Below are 20675 nucleotides of genomic sequence, written 5' to 3'. Positions count from 1 at the left end.
AATGCCTGTCAAGGTGCTTTGGGGCAACTCAAGGCATTCTTGATTGACATGCTTTCCAAATGAGCAGCGCCAATGCCACCATCGGCTTTCTCCATTACACTAACGCGATGCCAAATCAACAAGCCCCTGCATTGCAAATCAGTCAGGAACATCCGCCACGCGCCGTAGCGACCGGTATCTGGCAGGTTCACGCCTTGGCCCGCCAATCCGTCATGAACGAACTGGAAGCTTTGCTGCGCAAGACTGCGGGCAAGTCCGGCATCGCCTGGGATTTGTCCGGCGTCGAAGCGCTCGACCATATCGGCGCGCAATTGCTGTGGAATGCCTGGGGCCGCCGACGGCCTGGCATGCTGGTCGTCGCGCCCGCGCATGAAGACATTTTTGCGCGCATCGAACAGGCCGGCACACTCAGCTTGCCCAGAGCGTCGCACCAGCGCTGGTATACCGGTGCTAGCCTGCACCGCGCATTGCACAAGTTCACCGGGCACACACTGGGATTTGTCGCATTGATCGGCCAACTCGTACTCGATCTCGGCACCTTTGCGATGCGGCCGCAACGTGGTCCATGGAAAGAAATTTCCTCGAATATCTTCCATATCGGTTATCAGGCATTGGGGATCACCGCACTAGTAGGATTTTTGATCGGGGTGGTGCTGTCCTATCTGTCGGCACAGCAACTGCATACCTTCGGCGGCGATATCTACCTGGTCAATATTCTCGGCATGAGCATCATCCGCGAGCTTGGCCCGCTGCTCGCGGCAATTCTTGTTGCCGGCCGTTCCGGTTCGGCGATCACCGCGCAACTGGGCGTCATGCGTGTCACCGAAGAACTCGATGCCATGCTCGTGATGGGCATGCCGCATGGCTTCCGCCTGATTTTGCCGAAAGTGATTGCGCTTGCCATCTGCATGCCGCTGCTGGTGATCTGGACCGATGCGGTGGCGCTGGCGGGCGGCATGGCGGCCGCGCAGCTGGAACTCGGCTTGTCGGCGCATTACTTTCTTCAGGAATTGCCGAATGCGGTGCCGCCAGCCAATTATTGGATAGGCATTGGCAAGGGCATTGTCTTCGGCAGCCTGATCGCACTGGTCGCCTGCCACTTCGGTTTGCGCATCAAGCCCAACACGGAAAGCCTGGGCCAGGGCACGACCTTGTCGGTGGTGACCGCGATCACGGTGGTGATTCTGGCCGATGCGGTGTTTGCAATCGTTTTCAAGGGAGTGGGGTTCTACTGATGGCGGTACCGGTGATCCAGATCAGCAATCTGCGCACGCAGTTCGACGATTTCGTGGTCCATCAAGACCTGAACCTGGAAATTCGCGCTGGGGAAATCGTGTCGCTGGTCGGCGGCTCGGGTTCGGGCAAGACCACGCTGCTGCGGCAGATGCTGGGGCTCGAAAAGCCGGCACGCGGCACGGTGCGCATCTTTGGCGAAGACATCAACGACTGCGATACCGCGCGCCGTCAGCAGTTGCGCAACCGCTGGGGCATGCTGTTCCAGCATGGCGCCCTGTTTTCTGCGCTAACCGCATTCGACAATGTCGCGCAACCGATGCGCGAATTGCGCGCGCTGCCGGAAGACCTGATTCGCGACGCGGCGCTGCTCAAGCTGAACATGGTCGGCATCACGCCAAACGATGCATTGAAGATGCCGGCCGACCTGTCGGGCGGCATGATCAAGCGCGTGGCGCTGGCACGCGCACTGGCGCTGGAGCCGGAACTGCTGTTCCTCGACGAACCGACCGCGGGCCTCGATCCGGATCGGTCGGAAAGTTTCGTGTCGCTGATCAGCGGCCTGCACCGGCAGATGCGCTTGACGGTGGTGATGGTCACGCATGACCTCGATACGCTGTTTGCGCTGTCGACGCAGATCGCGGTCCTGGCCGACAAGCGCGTGATCGCGATGGGTCCGCCCGAGGAAGTCATCGCGCTGCCGCATCCGTTCATCCACCATTTTTTCCTCGGCGAACGCGGTCAGCGCGCGCTCGAGGTATTACGCGAGAAGGAATAGGAAAGCGCTTATGGAAAACAAGTCGCATGCATTGGTCGCAGGCGTGTTCACGCTGGTATTGCTGGCGGCCGCGATCCTGCTCGGCCTCTGGTTCAACCGCGATCGGGTGGAATGGGTGCCGTACCAGATCGCGACAAAGCTATCGATCCCCGGCCTCAATCCGCAAGCGGATGTACGCTATCGCGGCCTCGATGTCGGCAAGGTCGACGAAATCGCCTTCGATCCCAAGGTGCCGGGACAAATCCTGGTGCAGATCAGCGTGCGGCCCGATACGCCGATCACGCAATCGACTTTTGCCACGCTCGGCTACCAGGGCGTGACCGGCATCGCCTATGTACAGCTCGATGATGATGGCAGCCGCCCGGTGCGCGTGCCAAGCAGTCCGCAACAGGTTGCCCGCATAGAAATGCGCCCCAGCCTGTTCGATGAATTACAGAACCGCGGCCTCGCGATCCTGCAGCAAACCGAAGAAGTGGCCAAGCGCATCAACACCATGCTTGACCCGGCCAGCCAGAAAGCGATCCTGGGCGCCTTCGACAATGTGAGCAAGGCAGCCACCGCGCTCGAAACGATTCCGAAGAATCTGCAACCGACGCTGGACCGCCTGCCGGCCGTCACGGCGCAAGCCCAGCAGACGCTGGCAACGCTCAACACCTTGTCGAAGGATGCGGGCAACCTGACGCGCAGCCTGAATGGACTGGCGACCGGCCTGCAGGGGCCGCACGGCGCGCTCGAACGCATTAGCGGCAGCATCGAGCAGGTCGGTGCGGTTGCCGACAAACTTGAGCACGAAACTCTGCCGCTTGCCAACGATGCGCGCTCGTCCTTGCGGGCGCTGAACCGCACGCTCGACAATCTGAGCGAGCGGCCGCAAAGCGTGCTGTTCGGCTCCTCGATCGTCGCGCCGGGACCGGGCGAAGACGGCTTCGCACCGCCATCGAAATAGGGAAAACCGACCATGACAATCAATTCCATGCGAACGCGCTCGGCTTGCTTGCCTGCAGTGCTTCTGGCAGCCGCCGTGGTGGCGGCCGGCTGCTCCTCGGTCGGCCGGCCGGACTCGCCCGCACTGTATGATCTTGGCCCGCTGCGCACGCAAACTGCAACGCCGGCCTTGCCTGCACTGCCCGCGATCAGCGTGGCGGAAATCGGCGTGCCGAATTGGCTGGACCGGCCGACGATGTTTTACCGACTTAACTATGCGAACGAGCAGCAGCCGCGCCCGTATGCGCAGGCGCGCTGGACCATGCCACCGGCGCAATTGCTGCAGCAGCATCTGAAGGCGCGCATCGCCCAGGCCGGCGGCGCGGTGCTGTCGACATCGGATGGCGCGATGAACGTGCCGGTGCTGCGCATCGAGGCCGATGACTTTACGCAAAGCTTTTCCGCGCCGGGACAAAGTACCGGACAGGTCGGGCTGCGCGCATCGGTATTCAAGGGCCGCACGCTGGTCGCCCAACGCACGTTCAACCGCGAGGCGACCGCTCCGAGTCCGGATGCAAATGGCGGCGCGCGGGCGCTGGCAGGTGCCAGCGATGCCGCCATTGTCGACATGATCAGGTGGCTGGGTTCGCTCGATCTCAAATAATTCACTTGCCCGGGCGTCGGCATCTGCCGAGAATACGCAGCAGGGCATGCCGCCCTGCCCTCGCTGTTTGCATTCACCGCCATGTTGTCAAAAGAGGAAAACCCGCCAACCGCTGTCATTGATTCCGCGCCGCCGGCCAGCGCGTCGACGTTCGCACGCGTCGGCTTGCTGATGTACGGCTTCCTGATCGCTTACGCCAGCCTGTATCCGTTTGCCAACTGGCGCAGCATCGGCGTCGCGCCTTGGGATTTCCTGCTGATGCCGATGCCGCATTACTGGACCGTGTTCGATGTAGTGACCAACATCGTCGGTTATCTGCCGCTCGGCATACTGGTGGTGTTCGCGTTGTACCCTCGGATGCGTGACGGCGCGGCGGCGGTGATCGCGATCTTTTGCGGCATGATGCTGTCCGGTGCGATGGAAGCCATACAGACCTTTCTGCCGAATCGGGTGTCGTCCAACCTGGACTTCCTGACCAATATCACCGGCGCCGCGCTCGGTGCCATTGCCGGCGTGTTATTGAGCGGCGCTTTCCTGCAACAGAGCCGCTTGCTGCATGTGCGGCGCGAATGGCTGGTACCGGAAGCCGGCCGCGGCCTGATCGTGATCGGATTATGGCCGCTGGCGCAGATTTATCCGCAAGCTTATTTGTTCGGCCATGGTCAGTTCCTACCAACTCTGTCCGAATGGCTATCGGACTGGCTGGAACAGCCGATCGACCTGAATGCGCTGATGATCAGCAATCTTGAATTGACCGTGCAGGAATATTGGCTGGCGGAGACGCTGATCACTGCCGGCGGCATGACCGGCGCATTGCTGATGCTGTCCTGCCTGCTGCGCAAGCAGGCGCCGAGAGCGCTGCTGCTGCCGGCACTGGCGGTTGCGGCGATCGGAATCAAGCTGCTGGCCAATGCCTTGCTGTTTACACCGGCCAATGCGCTGGCGTGGCTGACACCGGGCGCCAAGGGCGGTTTGCTGATCGCCGCGATGATGGTTGGCGGCCTGACCTTCGCGCCGGTCACTGTACAAAGACGGCTGGCGGCACTCAGCCTGCTGTTCAGCCTCATTGCCATCAATGTGGTGCCGGCCAATCCCTACTTCGTCGCGACGCTGCAAACCTGGGTACAAGGCAAATTCCTCAATTTCAATGGCGCGGCCCATTTCCTGTCGGTTGCATGGCCACTGTTTGCGCTGTGGATCCTGTCGCACCGCATGCACCGCCTGAAGAGGTGAACGCCGCGGTGTATGATTGCCGCTTTCATACCGCATCAAAGAGTATCGACATGTCGGAAAAGCAGTACTACCAGCATCATGTGTTCTTTTGCCTGAACCATCGCGAAGAAGGCCGTCCCTGCTGCGCGGACAAAGGCGCGCAGACAGCCCAGGAACATGCAAAGAAGCGCATCAAGCAGCTCGATCTCAGTGGCCAGGGCAAGGTCCGCATCAACAAGGCCGGTTGCCTTGATCGCTGCGAAGAGGGACCGGTGCTGGTGGTCTATCCGGAAGGCACCTGGTACACCTATATCGACAATGAAGACATCAATGAAATCATCGATGTCCATCTCGTCGGCGGCAAGATCGTCGAACGCCTGAAAATCTGACCTGTTCCAACGCACTGCTCTCATTAGCAATGAATTCACAAACCCAACGTTTCTCGATCACCGGCGCCGCCGGCTCCCTCGAATGCGCGCTGGACCTCCCTGAAGCGCCGCCGCGCGGGCTTGCATTGGTCGCCCATCCGCACCCGCTGTATGGCGGTACGATGGATAACAAGGTTGCACAGACGCTGGCGCGCGCATTCGTGGCTATCGGCTATGCCACCGTGCGCATGAATTTTCGCGGCGTCGGCAAATCGGAAGGCATGCATGATGCGGGTCTCGGCGAAACCGACGATATGGAATTGCTGCTTGCGCATATGACACAACAGTATCCTGGCTTGCCGGTCGCACTGGCGGGTTTTTCTTTCGGCACCTTCGTACAATCGCACTTGCAGCAGCGCCTTACCGAACAAGGCCGGCCGGCGGAACGCCTGGTACTGGTCGGCAGCGCCGCCGGAAAATGGGCAATGGCCGATGTGCCGGCCAATACCATTCTCATTCATGGTGAGCAGGATGACACCATTCCCCTATCCGCCGTGCTCGACTGGGCCCGGCCGCAGGATCTCCCGGTAATCGTCATTCCCGGCGCGGATCATTTTTTTCACCGCAAGTTGCAACATATAAAGAGTTTCGTGGTCGAAATGTGGCACCGTTGATTGCCACCGGGAAATGCATTAAATAATCATTGTCGTATTTTCGCGTTTTCCCGGTTCAGCGAATCCTCGGGGCTATAATTCGGTCCTTGTTTCCTCTAGTCATCCGCCGTAGTCAGAGCGGGGTTTCCATACATTACGTCCATGAAAAAATTACTTGCGGCGCTAGCCGCCACCATCTTTTCGGTGTCTGCCGCATTCGCGCAGGCCCTGCCGCCGCCGACCATTGCCGCCAAGTCATGGTTATTGCTGGACGCCACCAGCGGCCAGGTGTTGGCGTCACAAGATGCCACCATGCGCATCGAACCGGCGTCGCTGGTCAAGATCATGACCGCTTACCTGGCCTTCTCCGCACTCAAGGAAAAACGCCTCGATGCCGAACAGCTGGTGAATGTTTCGGTACGTGCATGGAAAGTCGATGCCAGCAGCTCGAAAATGTTTATCGATCCGGCCACACCGGTCAAGGTCATCGATCTGCTGCATGGATTGATCGTGCAATCGGGTAACGATGCCGCGGTCGCACTGGCCGAGGCGGTTGCCGGCACCGAAGATGCCTTTGTCGTATTGATGAACCGCGAAGCCGAACGCATGGGTCTGAAAAACACGCGCTTCGCCAATGCACACGGTTTGCCCAGCCCTGACAACTACTCGACTGCGCAAGACCTGTCCATCCTGGCAACGCGCATGGTCAACGACCATCCGGATTACTACAAGATCTACTCCACCAAGGATTACACCTACAACAAGATCAAACAGCCCAACCGCAATCGCCTGCTGTGGCTGGATCCGACCGTCGACGGCATGAAGACCGGCCATACCGCCGCTGCCGGCTATTGCCTCATCTCGACTGCCAAGCGGACGAACGGCACTGGCGATCGCCGCCTGGTCTCGGTCATTCTCGGCACCGTGTCCGACAGTGTGCGCGCGCAGGAAAGCCAGAAGCTGCTGAACTGGGGCTTCCAGAACTTCGATACCGTCAAGCTGTATGCGAAGGGCCAGCCGGTGGCAACGCCGGAAGTCTGGAAGGGTACACAGAACCAGGTCAAGATCGGCTTTACCCAGGATGTCTATGTGACCGTGCCCAAGGGCGTGGCCGACAAGATGAAACCTGTGCTGGAACGCAAGGATCCGTTGGTAGCGCCGGTTGCGCAAAACAGCAAGGTCGGCACGCTGAAGATGGTGATTGACGGCAAGCCGCTGACCGAACTGCCGGTGGTGGCCCTGGAACAGGTCAACGAGGCCAGCGTCTTTGGCCGCGCATGGGATTCCGTGCGCCTCTGGATGAAGTAATACTGCAAGCCATTTGCACGGGCATCGCGTCCCATGCAGGCTGAACGACAAAGCGGATTGTCATCGTGCATGACAATCCGCTTTTTTCTTTTCCGTGCCGCCTTCGTTGGCCCCGATCGCCGATTCCATTGTCCTGCAGTACACTGGCCGTTCCGCCATCACTCCGAAACACCATGCCTGCCTACATCATCGGTCACATCAGCATCAAGAATCCCGAAAAATGGAATGCCTACCGGTCGCAGGTCGGCGCGACGTTCGCCGCGTGGGGCGGCGAACTGGTGTTCCGAGGGAATACGGTTGAAGTGCTGAACGGCGTGCATCCGCAGACCGATACCGTGGTCGCCCGTTTTCCGGACAAGGAAGCCATCCATGCATGGCATCAGTCGGCGCAGTACCAGGCGCTGATTCCACTGCGCGATGCCGGCGCCGATGTCGTACTCATCAGCCTGGACGCAACGGCGTAAAATACCGGCATTGCCGACCTGCTAGAGCAGTTTCATCCTGACTTGCCAGGCGAGGCCGAGGCGATTTGCCTGTGGAACAAGGCGCGGCGACGCGACATGGCGAGCCATGGCAAGGAGGCCTCGGCGGCCCCTCGCAACGCGGTGCCACTGGCAAAGCGTCCGGCATCGACGGTACAGTCAGGATGAAACTGCTCTAAGGTCAACGCCCTGTTCAATCAGGCTGCCGCTGCAATATGCAATTGCCGGCAGCCGCAGCCGGAATGCCGTCATGTCCCAGCCTACCGAAAGCCTCATCGAATACCCGAGCGATTTCCCGATCAAGATCATGGGCGTCATGCAGGATGCCTTTGCCCAAACCATGGTGGATGTCGTCAAGCGCCATGATCCGACTTTTCATGCAGGCAAGATGGAAATGCGGCCCTCGTCCAAGGGCACTTATCTCGCACTGACCGTGACCGTCCTCGCGACCAGCCGCGAGCAGCTCGACAACCTGTACCGCGAGCTGTCTTCGCATCCCATGGTCAAGGTCGTGCTGTAAGCTGAGCCTGCTCAGGCCGCGCGACTTCGTCGCGCATCCACTGCCGGAATGCCTGGACCTGCGGCTTCGCCAGCGACTCTTGCGGACACACGAGAAAATACGACAGCGTACATTTCGCCGCGATATCGAACAGCCGCACCACGTCGCCCGACGCCAGGTCGGTCATCGCTACTACGTGGCGCGCCAGCGCGATTCCATGCCCTTCGGCGGCCGCCCGTATCAGCATCGATGAATCCTGAAATACCAGCCCTCCGGTCGGTTCCAGCAAGTCCAGCCCCGCTTCGCGGAACCACGGCGTCCATGGTTCGCCTTCGCAGCGCAGCAGCGGACTTTGCACCATTTCCGCCGGCGTGCGCGGCAGCTTGCCGCCATTGAAGCGCGGGCTGATGACCGGATAGTAATAATCGTCGAGCAGTTTTTCCACCACCAGCCCCGGATAATTCCCGCGTCCGAAACGAATGCCGATATCGACCGACTCGCGCACGAAATCGGTCAGATGGCCGCTCGACTGCAGCATCACTTCCAGATCGGGATGCTGCTCGATGAAACGCCCGAGGCGCGGCGACAGCCAGCGCGCGGCAAACGAAGGCAAGGCGGTGATCGTCAAGCGCTGGTGCTTGCTGTCCAGCCTGAGCGCTGCGGCCGCGGCGGCGATGTCGCCCAGGGACTTGCGCAACACGACAGCGAAGCGCTCGCCTTCGGGCGTGATGGCAATGCGCTTGCCGTGCCGGGCAAACAGCGCCACGCCGAGTTCCTCTTCCAGTGCCCGGATCTGATGGCTAATTGCACCATGGGTGACATGAATTTCCTCCGCCGCGCGGGAGAAGTTCTGATGGCGCGCCGCAGCTTCGAAAGCGCGCAATGCAGCCAAGTTGGGAAGACGTCGAAGATCAGCCATCTTTGTGAGTTTTTTTAACAAAGAAAGCCAAAATATATCGTTTAGACAAGGGCTGCGCAAGTTCTACAATGATTTCGCGTGGTTGGGGATTGTCGGCATATGCAAGCCTGCATCGGCACCCGGCCAGCACTTTCAGGAGTGTACTGTCATGAGAGGACTATTCACAAACCAGCTGCTATCCATCGAACCCGGCGAAGCCATTTCCGGCGTCGCATCGCATGCCCAGACCTTGCGCATTACCCGCGGCAATGTATGGTTGACCGTGGAAGGCATCAAACACGATTACTGGCTCAGCGCCGGCGATACCTTTACCACGATCCCGGGCCGGTTGATCGTAGTCGAAGCCGATACCGCCAGCAGCATCGATACCCGCCGCCCCGGTGCGAAACAGACACTGCAGAATGTCGCCGCATGGATTGCCGCTCTCGGCCAGCGCGCATTCGGCCATGCTACGGTACAGGCCTGCCTGAAGCGCCATCGCGTCTGCAACGACGCCTGCTGATTCATCCAAAGGAGGCACGCAGGCGTGCCTCTCTTTTTGTCATCATTCAAACAATAACGGGAGACCGGCATGAAATGCCATATTGCACAGGTGAATATCGCACGCGCGCTTGCTCCGATCGACGATCCGGTCATGGCAGGCTTCGTGGCTCGCCTCGACGATATCAATGCCGTTGCGGACAGCAGCCCGGGTTTCGTCTGGCGGCTCAAGACCGATGCAGGAAACGCCACCTCATTGAATCCTTATAACGACGACCGCGTGCTGTTCAACATGTCGGTATGGGCATCGGTCGAGCACTTGAAGCAATTCGTCTATCGCAGCGCGCACGCCCAGGTCATGCGGCAACGCAAAAGCTGGTTCGAGCGCTTCCGTGAACCCTATACCGCATTGTGGTGGATTGCGCCGGGGCATATACCCACCATCGCCGAAGCGAAGGAACGCCTTGCCTATTTGCAGTTGAATGGCGATACGGAATTCGCGTTTTCCTTTGCCAATGTCATCCATGCGCCAGGCATGCTGCAAACCGCAGAATAGAATTCAGATTACGTAACAGAGAGCCACAATGAAAATCATCCGCAGCAAAGAATTCACCGCCGAGCGTGCCTGGGGAGCGCTCGACATCGCCAATATGAATGGCGTGACCACGCGCCTGCACTGGACCGATGCGCCCTACAAGTGGCATGTCAACGACGGCGAGGAAGTGTTCGCAGTGCTCGACGGCATCGTGGACATGCACTACCGCGCCGGCGGCGTCGAACAGGTGGCCGAACTGCGCGGCGGCGATGTCTTCTTTGCAGGTGTCGGTTGCGAGCATGTCGCGCATCCGCGCGGCGCAGCACGCATTCTTGTCATTGAAACGGAAGGCAGTGTCTAGAGCAGTTTCACCCTGACTTGCCAGGCGAAGCCGAGGCGATTTGCCTGTGGAACAAGGCGCGGCGACGCGACATGGCGAGCCATGGCAAGGAGTCGCAACGCAGTGCCACTGGCAAAGCGCCCGGCATCGACGGTACAGTCAGGGTGAAACTGCTCTAATGGCTGGCGGACGGATACGCATCGTCGAAAGCCGTCACATCGACCTGCGCGGCAACTACCGCTTGCCGGCATTCAGGGTCAGCAAAGCAATCACACCCGCCACCAAACCCCAGAATGCCGATCCGATGCCGAACAACGACACCCCGGATGCGGTGACAAGGAACGTGACCAGCGCTGGCTCACGCTCGCGCTCGTGCGCCAGCGCGGAAGCAAGTCCGTTGCCGATGGTGCCGAACAGCGCGAGTCCGGCGATCACCAACACCAGTTCCTTCGGGAACGCGGCGAATACCGCGCCCACGGTAGCGCCGAACAGGCCGATCAACAGATAGAACACGCCTGCGGCCACTGCCGCGACATAACGCCGTGCCGGGTCTTCGTGCGCTTCGCGTCCCATGCAGATCGCCGCCGTGATGGCGGCCAGGTTCAGTGCAAAGCCGCCGAAGGGTGCAAGCACGAAGTTGGCAATCCCTATCCATCCAATGACCGGCGAGATCGGCGCCGAAAAACCGGAGGCACGGATCGCGGCGACGCCCGGCACGTTTTGCGACGCCATCGTCACAACAAACAAAGGCAGCGCGACGCCGACGATCGCCGGGAATGACAAGGTCGGCGTTATCCATTTCGGTTGCGCCAGCGCGAAATGCACGCCATCAAGATGCAGCAAGCCTTGCGCGCCGGCGATCGCAATGCCCAGCGCCAGCGTGACGATCACCGCATAGCGCGGCAACAGCCTGCGTCCGATCAGATAAACGATAAACATCGCAAACGCCATCACGAATTGCGTCTTCATGGCGATGAAAGCGTCGAGTCCGAAACGCAGCAGGACGCCGGCAAGCATGCCGGACGCGATCGACACGGGAATGCGGCTGATCATGCGTTCGAACAGGCCAGAAAATCCGCATAGCGCAATCAGCGCGGCCGACAATACAAATGCCCCGGTCGCATCGCCGAGCGAGATGCCGGCGGCTCCGCTGATCAGCATGGCGGCCCCCGGAGTCGACCATGCGGTCACCACCGGCACCCGATGCTGCAACGACAACAAGATGCAGGTCAAGCCCATGCCCAATCCCAGCGCCCACATCCATGAACCGATTTCAGCCGGCCCTGCGCCGAGCGCCGTCGCGCCCTGGAAGACGATGACGGCCGAACTGGTAAAACCGACGAGGACGGTCACGAAGCCGGCGGCAACTGCGGATAGTGAAAAATCCTTGGCGAATGACATGGGCGGGCTAAGCGTGTGATTTGCGAGCCCGCATTGTTGCATGGATGCGAGCCATGCGCAGCGCGCAGGCTGCCGCTCTAAAGACTCAGCTCACCGCTCAGGTTCTGCAGGAAACGTTCGCGCAATGCACCGGTGGACAGGCCGAGCGCTAGCAAATGATGCAGCTTTACATAGATGGCTTCGAAGGTCATGTCGCTGGCGCCAATGACACCGGCTGCCTTCATTCCGGCTCCGGCCGCATACGTGCCGATCTCTACGCCGCCGTGCAGCGATTGGCTGCAGGCGACGACGACAATGCCCTGACGGCTTGCCTCGCCCAGCATGTGCAGCAAGGCCGGGTCGCGGTCAGGAGCATTGCCCGAGCCATAGCATTCAAGAATCAGCGCCCGTGGCGCAAGCTCCAGCATGACCTGCACGACGCGCACAGGCATGCCGGGCACGAACCGGACCGGGAGCACGAGCGCATCGGTATAGACCGGCAGTTCGAAGCGTTCGGTGCCCGGCTTGGGAAACAAGGCTGGGGTATTCAATGCAATATCGATACCGATGTCGGCCAGTCCCGGATAGTTGGGACTGTCAAAGGCTTCCAGTTGCCCGGTGCTGATCTTGGTGGCCCGATTGCCGCGCAGCAGCCGTTTGCCGAAACAGATCGCCACCTCATGCAGCTCGTCGCAAGCGGCCAGTTGCAGCGAGGTGATCAGGTTTTGCGCAGCATCCGAACGGGGTGATCCGAGCGGAATCTGCGAACCGGTGACAATCACCGGCTTGCGCAAGCCTTGCAGCATGTACGACAGGGCCGTCGCGGTGTAGGCCATCGTGTCGGTGCCATGCAGCACCACAAAACCGTCGTAATCGTCATAGCGGGCTGCGATATCGCGACCTATCGCTTGCCAATCCTGCGGAGTTGCATTGGTGCTGTCTATCGGCGCCGGATAGGCATGCAGCGTATGGCGCGGCAATGCTTCGCCATGGCTGTCGAGCAGGCGCGCCAGTACAGCGGCGAAGTCGAGCATCGGCGCATAGCCTTGCTCGGTGCGAGCCATGCCGACAGTACCGCCGGTATAAATCAGGCCGATGTGTTTTCTGCTCATCGTTGGTCGGAAGGATCGTGGGTAAATAAACGGGATGGTCGATGTTACGCAGTTGGAGCCGGGGCCTGGTTAGCAAGCTGTGCCAGCTTGCGCGCGACCAGCGCGGTGACATCGACGAGGTGTTTGTCTGCCATGTCGTCGGGCTGCATCTGGATCAGCGGCAGTTCGGTACAGGCCAGCAGGACGGTCCGGGCTTCCAGCCCATCCAGCAGCGCGCGGAACTTGTCGCGTATCTGCGGGGCGGCGCCGCCATACGTTTTTACGTCGTAGATCAGCTGGTGCAGCTGCGCCGCCTGCACTGCTTTCAATGGTTCGACCTGCACATGCGCGGCAAGCTTGCGGTAATGGGACCACTCGCCCAGATCGGTCACCGGCCGTGCACCCAGCAAGGCCACGCGCTGCGTATCGCTTTGCTTCAGATAATCGACGACAACATCGGCGAACGACACCAGCTTTGCCGGCAAGCCGAGCGCATCCAGGCGCAATTGGTAATGGTTCAGTGTATTGCAGGCGATGGCATAGTAATCGACGCGCTGCGCGATGGCGCTCGCCGCATTGCGCAGGCATTCCCATACCGCCGCATCGTGAAGATCCAGTTCCATCGACAGGCCCAGCGCCGGTTCCGACAGAATCGTGACGTTCGGTGCATCGAGGTCGCCGCGAAATTGCGCACCGTGAATTTCCCGGTTCGCGTGCAGCAGCTTGGCCCACAGATCGATCCCGGCTTCAGGGCCGGAACCGGTAATGATGCCGATCTTGCTGCGGGACAAATTGACCGTAGAGGAAGATGATATTGGATGCATTGCTGGGCATTCCCTGTCGATTTGGTCAGGGTAGTTTGGCAGCAGGTGGCGAACGTGTCACCACTGTGGGCGATGAGATGCCTGTCCAGCCCGGCGCGAGCCGCACTGGACAGGCAACCGTGCCGGCAGCGGCATTCCACCGGCACGGCCGGTCAGACGACCGGCCGTGCCGTGATACTGGCGTGATGCTGGCGATTGCTTACTTGACTACCGCCATTTGTGTACGCTTGCCGCCCTGATAGGTATACAGCGTCAGAGTGCCGTTCTTGATATCGCCCTTGTTGTCGAAAGCGATATTGCCGGTGACACCCTTGTAGTTGATCTTTGCCAGTTCGGGCAGGTACTTCGCCGGATCCGCGGAGTCGGCCTTCTTCATTGCTTCGACCATGACCATCACGGCGTCATAGACATACGGTGCGTAGATCTGCACATCGACGTTGAACTTCTTCTTGAAGGCCGCACGGAAGTCGTCCATGCCCTTCTTCTGCGCTTCTTCCACACCGCCTGCTTCGGCGCAGACTACTTGCTTGTCGCCGAGGGCGTCGCCAGCCAGTTGTGCCAGCGCTTCGGTACAGATACCGTCGCCGCCCATGAACTTGGCATTGATGCCCAGCGCCTTCATCTGGCGCAGCATCGGGCCGGCAACCGCGTCCATGCCGCCGAAGAACACGACGTCCGGGCTCTTGGCCTTGATGGCGGTCAGAATCGCGTTGAAGTCGGTGGCCTTGTCGTTGGTGTACTGCTGCGCAACCACTTGCACGCCCTTGCCTTTGGCGCCCTTGATGAATTCTTCTGCCACGCCCTGGCCGTAGGCGGTACGGTCGTCGATCACCGCAACCTTCTTCGCCTTGAGCTGCTCGGCCGCGTAGCGGCCCAGTGTGCCGCCGAGCTGGCCGTCATTGGCCACCACGCGGAAGGCCGTCTTGAAGCCTTGCTGGGTGTACTTGGGGTTGGTCGCCGATGGGGAGATCTGCGGAATGCCGGCATCGTGATAGATCTTCGATGCCGGGATGGTGGTGCCGGAGTTCAGGTGACCGATCACGCCATTGACCTTGGCGTCGACCAGCTTCTGTGCTGCTGCGGTGCCCTGCTTCGGGTCGGCGGCGTCGTCTTCCGCCAGCAGTTCGAACTTGACCTTCTTGCCGCCGATGGTCACGCCCTTGGCGTTGAGTTCTTCGATCGCCATGCGGGCGCCGTATTCGTTGTCCTTACCCAGGTGTGCAATCGCGCCGGAGATCGGGCCGACGTGGCCGATCTTCACGACTTGCTCCTGGGCTGCTGCCGTACCTGCAAAAGCAAATGCGATTGCGCCAGCCAACGGAATCATTTTTGTAGTGAACTGCATGTTGTTGTCTCCTAAGGTTGAACGGGTAAAGATAGTCAAAGCTTGTTCGGGCAGCTGTCTGTCCGAACGAAGATCGTTGGCCTCGCGGCCGGAATGCCTACGTGAACGCCACGTCGAAAGCACGTTCTGCGAATGCACCCTGCATAGTATGTCGCGGCGTCGGAAACATACCGGCAGCGCTGATTTTCAGCCGGTCGAGGGAGAACTGGCGCAAATGTTTGAATACGCTTTGATTTATCGCAATCATGGCCTGCATCATCAGCAGGTCCACGTCGTTTGGCACCCGCTCTGCCGGATGCTTGCTTGCGGATTTACTGCGCCCTTGATGCTCGGCAAGAACGCAACGGAAAACGTCTTCCAGCGTCACCATGCTGGCTTCGCAGGTCAGCAGCCAGCGTCCCGGCGCCTGCGGATCCGGGCGCAACAGACTGGCACGGGTAAGCGAGGCGCACAGTTTGCTCAATTCCTTTGCCGGCCGCCCGGTCGCTTCTTCGAGCTGGGTAATGCTGACGGAGCGCGGTGCGCTCGATACGAGTTTGGCGAGGATTTCGGTGGTGGCGAAAAAGCGGTCGTGCAATCCGCTGCTGCCGAAGATGTAGTCTTCTACGGTACCCATTGATGTCTCCTTTGTGGGGTTTCACACTGCGCCGCAAAGTCGCCGGTTTGTGACCGGCATCAGATTGTGCAGATGTTCCGTTGCGCTGTTTTTCATGCCCTGGTACGGGTCTGTTCTCTTAAGAGCAGCTACAACTTGGAACGCAACTTTAGGGATAAATGCGGGGGAATACCATTTCGCTAATTGGCGCGACTTGATGCTGCCTGATGCTAAAATAGCGACAAGCAGCATCTAAATTGCCGCAGAGAAAGGAAATTTCCTCATGCCCGCGCTTCCCGAACGCGATAAAACGCCCCATGCCGCACAGCGCGAATTCAGCGAAAATCTGCGCATGCTATGTGCGTACTATCGCTCGGTCGCCGATGTGTGCCGCAAGCTCAATATCAATCGCGCCCAATTCAACCGTTATCTGAACGGCACCAGCAAGCCTTCCAGCCACACGCTGGAACGCATCTGCGACTTCTTCGGGGTCGAGCCGGCGGAAATCTACCTTCCGCGCGAGCATTTTCACCAGATCATCCAGGTCAGGCCCAAGCAGCGCACCGAACGCAGCGTCCATGGCGAGCATATCGGCCGGCTGCAGCACCAGAGCGTAGGCAAGTTCGACAAATACCTCGGCTATTACTACGAGTATTACTACTCGATGAGTTCGCCGGGAAAAGTGCTGCGCGGACTGGTGCACATGTTCAGCCACGAAGGCGCGGTCTATCACGAACGGCTGGAACGCTTTCCGCAGCATGCGAATCTGGACGAGACCTACAAATGCAAGTACATCGGCGGCACCTTTTATCTGAACGATCGCATCTTCCTGATCGACTATGAATCGCTGACCGGCAATGAAATCGCCCAGACCATCCTGTTCCCGACCTACAAGAACAAGGTTGCGCGCCTGTCGGGCCTGATGCTGGGCGTCTCGTCGAGCAACCAGCGCTCGATTGCCTGCGCGCGCGTGGTTTTCGAATACCTGGGATTGAACATCGATGTGCGCAAGGCGATGCGGCTGTGCGGGCTGTTCGAACCGCAGCATGGCGCGATCGATCCGACCATTCTCAAGGTCATCGACAATTCGCCGCACAAGGACCAGCACCACTTCTACACCATTCCGCTATAGCGGCTACACTCGCTCCCATGCGCATTCCCACCTTGATCGACCGCGGCGTCGAGCCCTATGAAACGACGTTCGCGGCGATGCGGGCGTTTACCGATGGCCGCGATGCCGACACGCAGGACCAGTTATGGCTGGTCGAACATCCGCCGGTCTACACGCTCGGCCTGGGCGCCGACCCCGCCCATGTGCTCGACGCACACGGCATTCCGGTGGTGCAGACCGATCGCGGCGGCGAAGTGACTTTCCATGGGCCGGGGCAAGCGGTTGTCTATCTGCTCATGGATTTGCGGCGCAAACCGGGCGCCCGCCTGTTCGCGCGCGAATTCGTGAACAGAATCGAACAGTCGGTCATTCAAACCTTGCAGGCGTATAATCTTTCGGGCGAACGCAAGCCCGGCGCGCCTGGCATCTACATGGTCGACGGCGCCTGGCAAGGCGCGAAAATTGCCGCGCTCGGCCTGAAGGTGCGCGGCAACGGCTGCACCTATCATGGCGTATCGCTCAATGTCGCGATGGACCTTGGTCCGTTTTCCTGGATCAATCCATGCGGCTACGAAGGCCTCGCTACCGTGGACATGCGTACCGTCGGCGTCGATGCGCCGCTGGCTGAAGTCCGGATGGCGCTGGCACGTAACCTGAGCGGCATGCTGACTGCGTGATCACATTATTAGCCCGTCATTGCGGCATGGCCGATATGACAATACAGAAGCAATCTGCACGATGACCACTGAAAAAGAAGCCCTGGCCTCGCCTGCCTACAACCCGAGCGAAAAACAGAAGGGCGCCGGCAAGACGGCGCGCATTCCGATCAAGATCGTTCCTGCCGAAAAGCTTGCCAAACCGGACTGGATCCGCGTCAAGGCCGCATCGCCGACCACGCGCTTCTATGAAATCAAGGATATCCTGCGCGCCAACAAGCTGGTGACCGTGTGCGAAGAAGCAAGCTGCCCCAACATCGGCGAATGTTTCGGCAAGGGCACCGCAACCTTCATGATCATGGGCGACAAATGCACCCGTCGCTGCCCGTTCTGCGATGTCGGTCATGGCCGCCCCGATCCGCTCGATCCCAATGAGCCGGAAAACTTGGCAAAGACCATTGCGCAGCTCAAGCTCAGCTATGTGGTGATCACTTCGGTCGACCGCGATGATTTGCGCGACGGCGGCGCCGGTCATTTTGCCGATTGCATCCGTCGTGTGCGGGAACTGTCGCCGGCCACCCGCATTGAAATCCTGACGCCCGATTTCCGTGGCCGCATGGACCGTGCGCTGGAAATCCTCAAGGCCGCGCCACCCGATGTGATGAACCACAATCTGGAAACCGTGCCCCGCCTCTACAAGGAAGCGCGTCCCGGCTCCGATTATGAATATTCGCTGAACCTGCTCAAGCGTTTCAAGGCATTGCATCCGGAAACACCGACCAAGTCCGGCATCATGGTCGGCCTTGGCGAAACCGATGAGGAAATCCTGCAAGTAATGCGCGACCTGCGTGCGCACGATGTTGACATGCTGACCATCGGCCAATACCTGATGCCGTCCGGCGATCATTTGCCGGTACGACGCTATGTACATCCGGACACGTTCAAGATGTTCGAAGACGAAGCCTACAAAATGGGTTTCGTGCATGCCGCCGTCGGTGCCATGGTGCGCAGCTCTTATCACGCGGACCAGCAGGCGCACGGCGCCGGCGTAGTCTGACGTCCATCCCGTTTGTTTGCGCGCCATCGCTCTTTGACGACGGCGCGCAAACTATCTGTCTGTCGGCTTTCCGCCACAAGTCCGCGTCGGCTTCATAGGCTTTGACCAGAATTAAGAAGTACGCACCACGCTGCCGTGACAATACGCGGGCGTGATGTCGGCATGGGTGTGCATATGCATACCCGTCGCTGCGCGCGCATACGTCTCGCCTCCTGTAGCTTAATGAATAATCAGTTACAAATCCGCATGAACTTCGCCGTACGGCGTTTGCCATATCGGTAGCTATGATTGAATGGTCCGAAATTACACGATTTGGCGACGCCACCATCACCTGCTTTGCAGCGCTGGCGATTGCAGCTTGGCTGCTCGCCGAAAAAGAGAACCGCCTGGCCCTGTGCTGGAGCCTGTTGTTTGCCACCGGGATGGCCGTGGTGGTGGCAACCAAGATGGCGTTCATAGGATGGGGCATAGGCATACGCTCGATCGACTTCACCGGATTCAGCGGGCATGCCATGCGCGCCACTGCCGTGCTGCCGGTGCTGTTTTACCTGATGCTGGAAAAAGCGCCGCGCCCGCTGCGCGGGATTGGCGCATTGTGCGGCCTGCTATTCGGCATGGCGGTCGGAGTGTCTCGGATTGCGCTGCATGCGCATTCCGCCTCGGAAGTCATTACCGGATGGATGCTCGGCGCAGCCGTCAGTATCAGCTTCATCTGGGTAGCCGGAACCACGCTGCGCAGGCAGGTATTCAATCCGGTGCGCATTACCGTCAGCATGCTGGCGTTGCTGACTGCTTCCTATGTGCATCCGGCGCCGACCCAGCAATGGCTCACCAGGATCACCTTGTATGTCTCGGGACACGACGCTGCATATCCTCGCACCGGATGGCAGCATGCGAAACCGCGCGCGATCATGATCATTCCCGTTCCGCCTGAATCTTCGTTGTAAGAATGTAAAAAAGCGCCTCACGGCGCTTTTTATTTTGTGGTGAAGCCGCGTGCTGTAATCAAGCGGCCAATGCCTTTTCCAGCAACTGGTGCAAGGCGGCGAAATCCGGCTCGCCGACATAACGCTTGATGATGATGCCGTCCTTGTCGATGACATAAGTGGTCGGCGTCAGCTTCACATCTTCAAACGATTTCGCTACCTCGCCCTTGGTATCCAATGCGACCCGAAACGGCAGATTGCGCGTCTGCGCATAATTGAGCACGTAATTGGGTGGATCATAACTCATCGCCACCGCGACGAAATCAAGCCCCTGGTCCTTGTACTTGTTATACGTCTGCACCATCTCCGGCATTTCCTTGATGCAGGTCGTGCAACTGGTTGCCCAGAAGTTGACCATGACGACCTTGCCACGCAGGCTTTGCATCGTTACCTGATTGCCATTGATTTCAGCAAAGGTAACATCAGGAGCGGTTTTCTTGCTGGAAAGTGAGAAATAACCCACGGCGGCGATGATGGCGATTGCGGCAATCCCGAGTACCTTGGGCCAGGTACGGCTGCGCGCGGGACGGTTTTCGGCTTGCATGGAAATGTGACGAAAGAAGATGGAAAGTGGAGCGGCCATTATAGTCCGCTGCCACAAACACTGCGCGCATCCGGCTCACAGACTCAGGGACGGATGTACACGTATCCTTCTTTCGCCTGCAGGCGTGCCAATTCGACTACACCGGCGGTGACCAGCCTGGCTTCGGGCAGCAATTGTGTCGGCGAAACCTCATGCGCGGCCAGCGTATTACCGCAGACGCGGAACTGCACGCCTTGCGCGGCCAGTGCCGACACCGCGCCATCGAAAGGCTTGCCGTTGCGTTCCTTGGCTCCATTCAACAGGAAACGAATCCCGTCTCCATTGGCGACAACGACGATTTTCGTTTCGGGTTCCGCGCGCAGATGATTGCGGATGTTTGCCATTGCCCGCGATGCCTGATCGATGCCATCGGCCAGATGGTAGACCACCTTGACGGGCTCGGAGGAAAAAGCGGGAAGGCTGTGGCTCAGCGCGAGGGCGGGCAACAGGCCGGCAATGACTTTCAGGACTAGGCGTCGCTTCATGATTGCTTGAATGGAACAGGAGGTCCGCACCGTATGGGCAGAAACGGAATAGAAATAGATAATAAACCGGTTTAAAAAAGCCGGCCCGGCGCAAAAAAGAAAAGGCCGCGTATCGATTCGATTCGCGGCCTGCTGCAGCGCTGCCGGGCAGGCTGCATGAAGCCTGG

Annotated in this window: 26 protein-coding genes; 18 read left to right on the top strand and 8 right to left on the bottom strand. The window is 59.6% G+C overall.

The window, feature by feature from the left end:
* The first annotated feature begins 107 nt into the window (after positions 1-107).
* From D3871_RS02595 to D3871_RS02550, 10 genes are all read left to right on the top strand, one after another.
* On the top strand, positions 108-1235 hold the full coding sequence (locus tag D3871_RS02595) for an MlaE family ABC transporter permease (RefSeq protein WP_119769841.1): 1128 nt from the start codon (positions 108-110) through the stop codon (positions 1233-1235).
* Positions 1235-2011 carry an ABC transporter ATP-binding protein gene (locus tag D3871_RS02590; protein WP_119767486.1) on the top strand — a complete coding sequence of 259 codons (777 nt, stop codon included), beginning with the start codon at positions 1235-1237 and terminating at the stop codon, positions 2009-2011. Before D3871_RS02595 ends, D3871_RS02590 begins: the two co-directional genes overlap by 1 nt.
* Positions 2012-2021: 10 nt before the next feature.
* Entirely contained in the window at positions 2022-2957 is a 936-nt protein-coding gene (locus D3871_RS02585) for an MlaD family protein (protein WP_119767485.1), read from the top strand.
* 12 nt (positions 2958-2969) lie between these two features.
* The gene (locus tag D3871_RS02580; protein WP_233575486.1) at positions 2970-3599 is read left to right on the top strand and encodes an ABC-type transport auxiliary lipoprotein family protein; all 630 of its coding nucleotides are present in this window, start codon (positions 2970-2972) and stop codon (positions 3597-3599) included.
* An 81-nt stretch (positions 3600-3680) separates the two neighbouring features.
* Entirely contained in the window at positions 3681-4832 is a 1152-nt protein-coding gene (locus D3871_RS02575; RefSeq protein WP_119767484.1) for a VanZ family protein, read from the top strand.
* A 50-nt stretch (positions 4833-4882) separates the two neighbouring features.
* The gene (locus tag D3871_RS02570) at positions 4883-5200 is read left to right on the top strand and encodes a (2Fe-2S) ferredoxin domain-containing protein (protein ID WP_119769839.1); all 318 of its coding nucleotides are present in this window, start codon (positions 4883-4885) and stop codon (positions 5198-5200) included.
* Between the two features lie 29 nt (positions 5201-5229).
* The gene (locus D3871_RS02565; protein ID WP_119767483.1) at positions 5230-5853 is read left to right on the top strand and encodes an alpha/beta hydrolase; all 624 of its coding nucleotides are present in this window, start codon (positions 5230-5232) and stop codon (positions 5851-5853) included.
* A 141-nt stretch (positions 5854-5994) separates the two neighbouring features.
* Positions 5995-7140, top strand: a complete 1146-nt coding sequence (locus tag D3871_RS02560) for a D-alanyl-D-alanine carboxypeptidase family protein (RefSeq protein ID WP_119767482.1) — start codon at positions 5995-5997, stop codon at positions 7138-7140.
* A gap of 173 nt (positions 7141-7313) precedes the next feature.
* The gene (locus D3871_RS02555) at positions 7314-7604 is read left to right on the top strand and encodes a DUF1330 domain-containing protein (RefSeq protein ID WP_119767481.1); all 291 of its coding nucleotides are present in this window, start codon (positions 7314-7316) and stop codon (positions 7602-7604) included.
* A gap of 268 nt (positions 7605-7872) precedes the next feature.
* On the top strand, positions 7873-8142 hold the full coding sequence (locus tag D3871_RS02550; RefSeq protein ID WP_119767480.1) for a DUF493 family protein: 270 nt from the start codon (positions 7873-7875) through the stop codon (positions 8140-8142).
* Here D3871_RS02550 and gcvA read toward each other — a convergent pair.
* Positions 8126-9040 (bottom strand): transcriptional regulator GcvA, encoded by a 915-nt coding sequence (gcvA, locus tag D3871_RS02545; protein WP_119767479.1) that lies wholly within the window; start codon positions 9038-9040, stop codon positions 8126-8128. The two genes, D3871_RS02550 and gcvA, sit on opposite strands and share 17 nt — an antisense overlap.
* A gap of 148 nt (positions 9041-9188) precedes the next feature.
* Here gcvA and D3871_RS02540 point away from each other — a divergent pair, with 148 nt between their 5' ends.
* The 4 genes from D3871_RS02540 to D3871_RS30130 all read left to right on the top strand — a co-directional run bounded on the left by D3871_RS02540 (position 9189) and on the right by D3871_RS30130 (position 10574).
* Positions 9189-9542, top strand: coding sequence for a DUF2917 domain-containing protein (locus D3871_RS02540; RefSeq protein ID WP_119767478.1), 354 nt, complete (start codon positions 9189-9191; stop codon positions 9540-9542).
* 69 nt (positions 9543-9611) lie between these two features.
* A complete protein-coding gene (locus tag D3871_RS02535; RefSeq protein ID WP_119767477.1) occupies positions 9612-10076 on the top strand; it encodes a DUF3291 domain-containing protein in 465 nt (154 codons plus the stop codon).
* A gap of 28 nt (positions 10077-10104) precedes the next feature.
* Positions 10105-10416, top strand: a complete 312-nt coding sequence (locus D3871_RS02530; RefSeq protein ID WP_119767476.1) for a cupin — start codon at positions 10105-10107, stop codon at positions 10414-10416.
* A 17-nt stretch (positions 10417-10433) separates the two neighbouring features.
* The gene (locus D3871_RS30130) at positions 10434-10574 is read left to right on the top strand and encodes a hypothetical protein (RefSeq protein ID WP_158597859.1); all 141 of its coding nucleotides are present in this window, start codon (positions 10434-10436) and stop codon (positions 10572-10574) included.
* Between the two features lie 55 nt (positions 10575-10629).
* On the opposite strand, the gene D3871_RS02525 is transcribed toward D3871_RS30130, so the two are convergent.
* The 5 genes from D3871_RS02525 to D3871_RS02505 all read right to left on the bottom strand — a co-directional run bounded on the left by D3871_RS02525 (position 10630) and on the right by D3871_RS02505 (position 15651).
* Positions 10630-11796: a benzoate/H(+) symporter BenE family transporter gene (locus tag D3871_RS02525; protein ID WP_119767475.1), complete on the bottom strand. Its 1167-nt coding sequence runs from the start codon at positions 11794-11796 to the stop codon at positions 10630-10632.
* 77 nt (positions 11797-11873) lie between these two features.
* Positions 11874-12887 carry a type I asparaginase gene (locus D3871_RS02520; RefSeq protein ID WP_119767474.1) on the bottom strand — a complete coding sequence of 338 codons (1014 nt, stop codon included), beginning with the start codon at positions 12885-12887 and terminating at the stop codon, positions 11874-11876.
* Positions 12888-12931: 44 nt separating this feature from the next.
* The gene (locus tag D3871_RS02515; protein WP_119767473.1) at positions 12932-13690 is read right to left on the bottom strand and encodes an aspartate/glutamate racemase family protein; all 759 of its coding nucleotides are present in this window, start codon (positions 13688-13690) and stop codon (positions 12932-12934) included.
* 199 nt (positions 13691-13889) lie between these two features.
* Complete coding sequence (locus D3871_RS02510) at positions 13890-15035, bottom strand: branched-chain amino acid ABC transporter substrate-binding protein (protein ID WP_119767472.1); 1146 nt, start codon at positions 15033-15035, stop codon at positions 13890-13892.
* A 97-nt stretch (positions 15036-15132) separates the two neighbouring features.
* Positions 15133-15651: an Rrf2 family transcriptional regulator gene (locus D3871_RS02505; protein WP_119767471.1), complete on the bottom strand. Its 519-nt coding sequence runs from the start codon at positions 15649-15651 to the stop codon at positions 15133-15135.
* A gap of 262 nt (positions 15652-15913) precedes the next feature.
* Between D3871_RS02505 and D3871_RS02500 the strand changes: the two genes are divergently transcribed.
* The 4 genes from D3871_RS02500 (at position 15914) to D3871_RS02485 (ending at position 19401) form a co-directional block, all read left to right on the top strand.
* Complete coding sequence (locus D3871_RS02500; protein ID WP_119767470.1) at positions 15914-16762, top strand: helix-turn-helix domain-containing protein; 849 nt, start codon at positions 15914-15916, stop codon at positions 16760-16762.
* Positions 16759-17418 carry a lipoyl(octanoyl) transferase LipB gene (gene lipB / locus D3871_RS02495; RefSeq protein WP_274381744.1) on the top strand — a complete coding sequence of 220 codons (660 nt, stop codon included), beginning with the start codon at positions 16759-16761 and terminating at the stop codon, positions 17416-17418. The genes D3871_RS02500 and lipB overlap by 4 nt, the downstream gene beginning before the upstream one ends.
* Before the next feature lie 61 nt (positions 17419-17479).
* Positions 17480-18454 carry a lipoyl synthase gene (lipA, locus tag D3871_RS02490; RefSeq protein ID WP_119767468.1) on the top strand — a complete coding sequence of 325 codons (975 nt, stop codon included), beginning with the start codon at positions 17480-17482 and terminating at the stop codon, positions 18452-18454.
* A gap of 284 nt (positions 18455-18738) precedes the next feature.
* Positions 18739-19401, top strand: coding sequence for a phosphatase PAP2 family protein (locus tag D3871_RS02485; RefSeq protein WP_119767467.1), 663 nt, complete (start codon positions 18739-18741; stop codon positions 19399-19401).
* Positions 19402-19459: 58 nt separating this feature from the next.
* On the opposite strand, the gene D3871_RS02480 is transcribed toward D3871_RS02485, so the two are convergent.
* Positions 19460-19984 (bottom strand): peroxiredoxin family protein, encoded by a 525-nt coding sequence (locus D3871_RS02480; RefSeq protein ID WP_119769838.1) that lies wholly within the window; start codon positions 19982-19984, stop codon positions 19460-19462.
* An 83-nt stretch (positions 19985-20067) separates the two neighbouring features.
* A complete protein-coding gene (locus D3871_RS02475) occupies positions 20068-20508 on the bottom strand; it encodes a DsrE family protein (RefSeq protein ID WP_119769837.1) in 441 nt (146 codons plus the stop codon).
* Between the last annotated feature and the right edge of the window lie 167 nt (positions 20509-20675).

This window comes from Noviherbaspirillum saxi, assembly GCF_003591035.1.
Classification (GTDB): domain Bacteria; phylum Pseudomonadota; class Gammaproteobacteria; order Burkholderiales; family Burkholderiaceae_D; genus Noviherbaspirillum; species Noviherbaspirillum saxi.
Note: the sequence above shows the minus strand (reverse complement) of the source record. Positions and strands in the feature narration are given on the sequence as shown.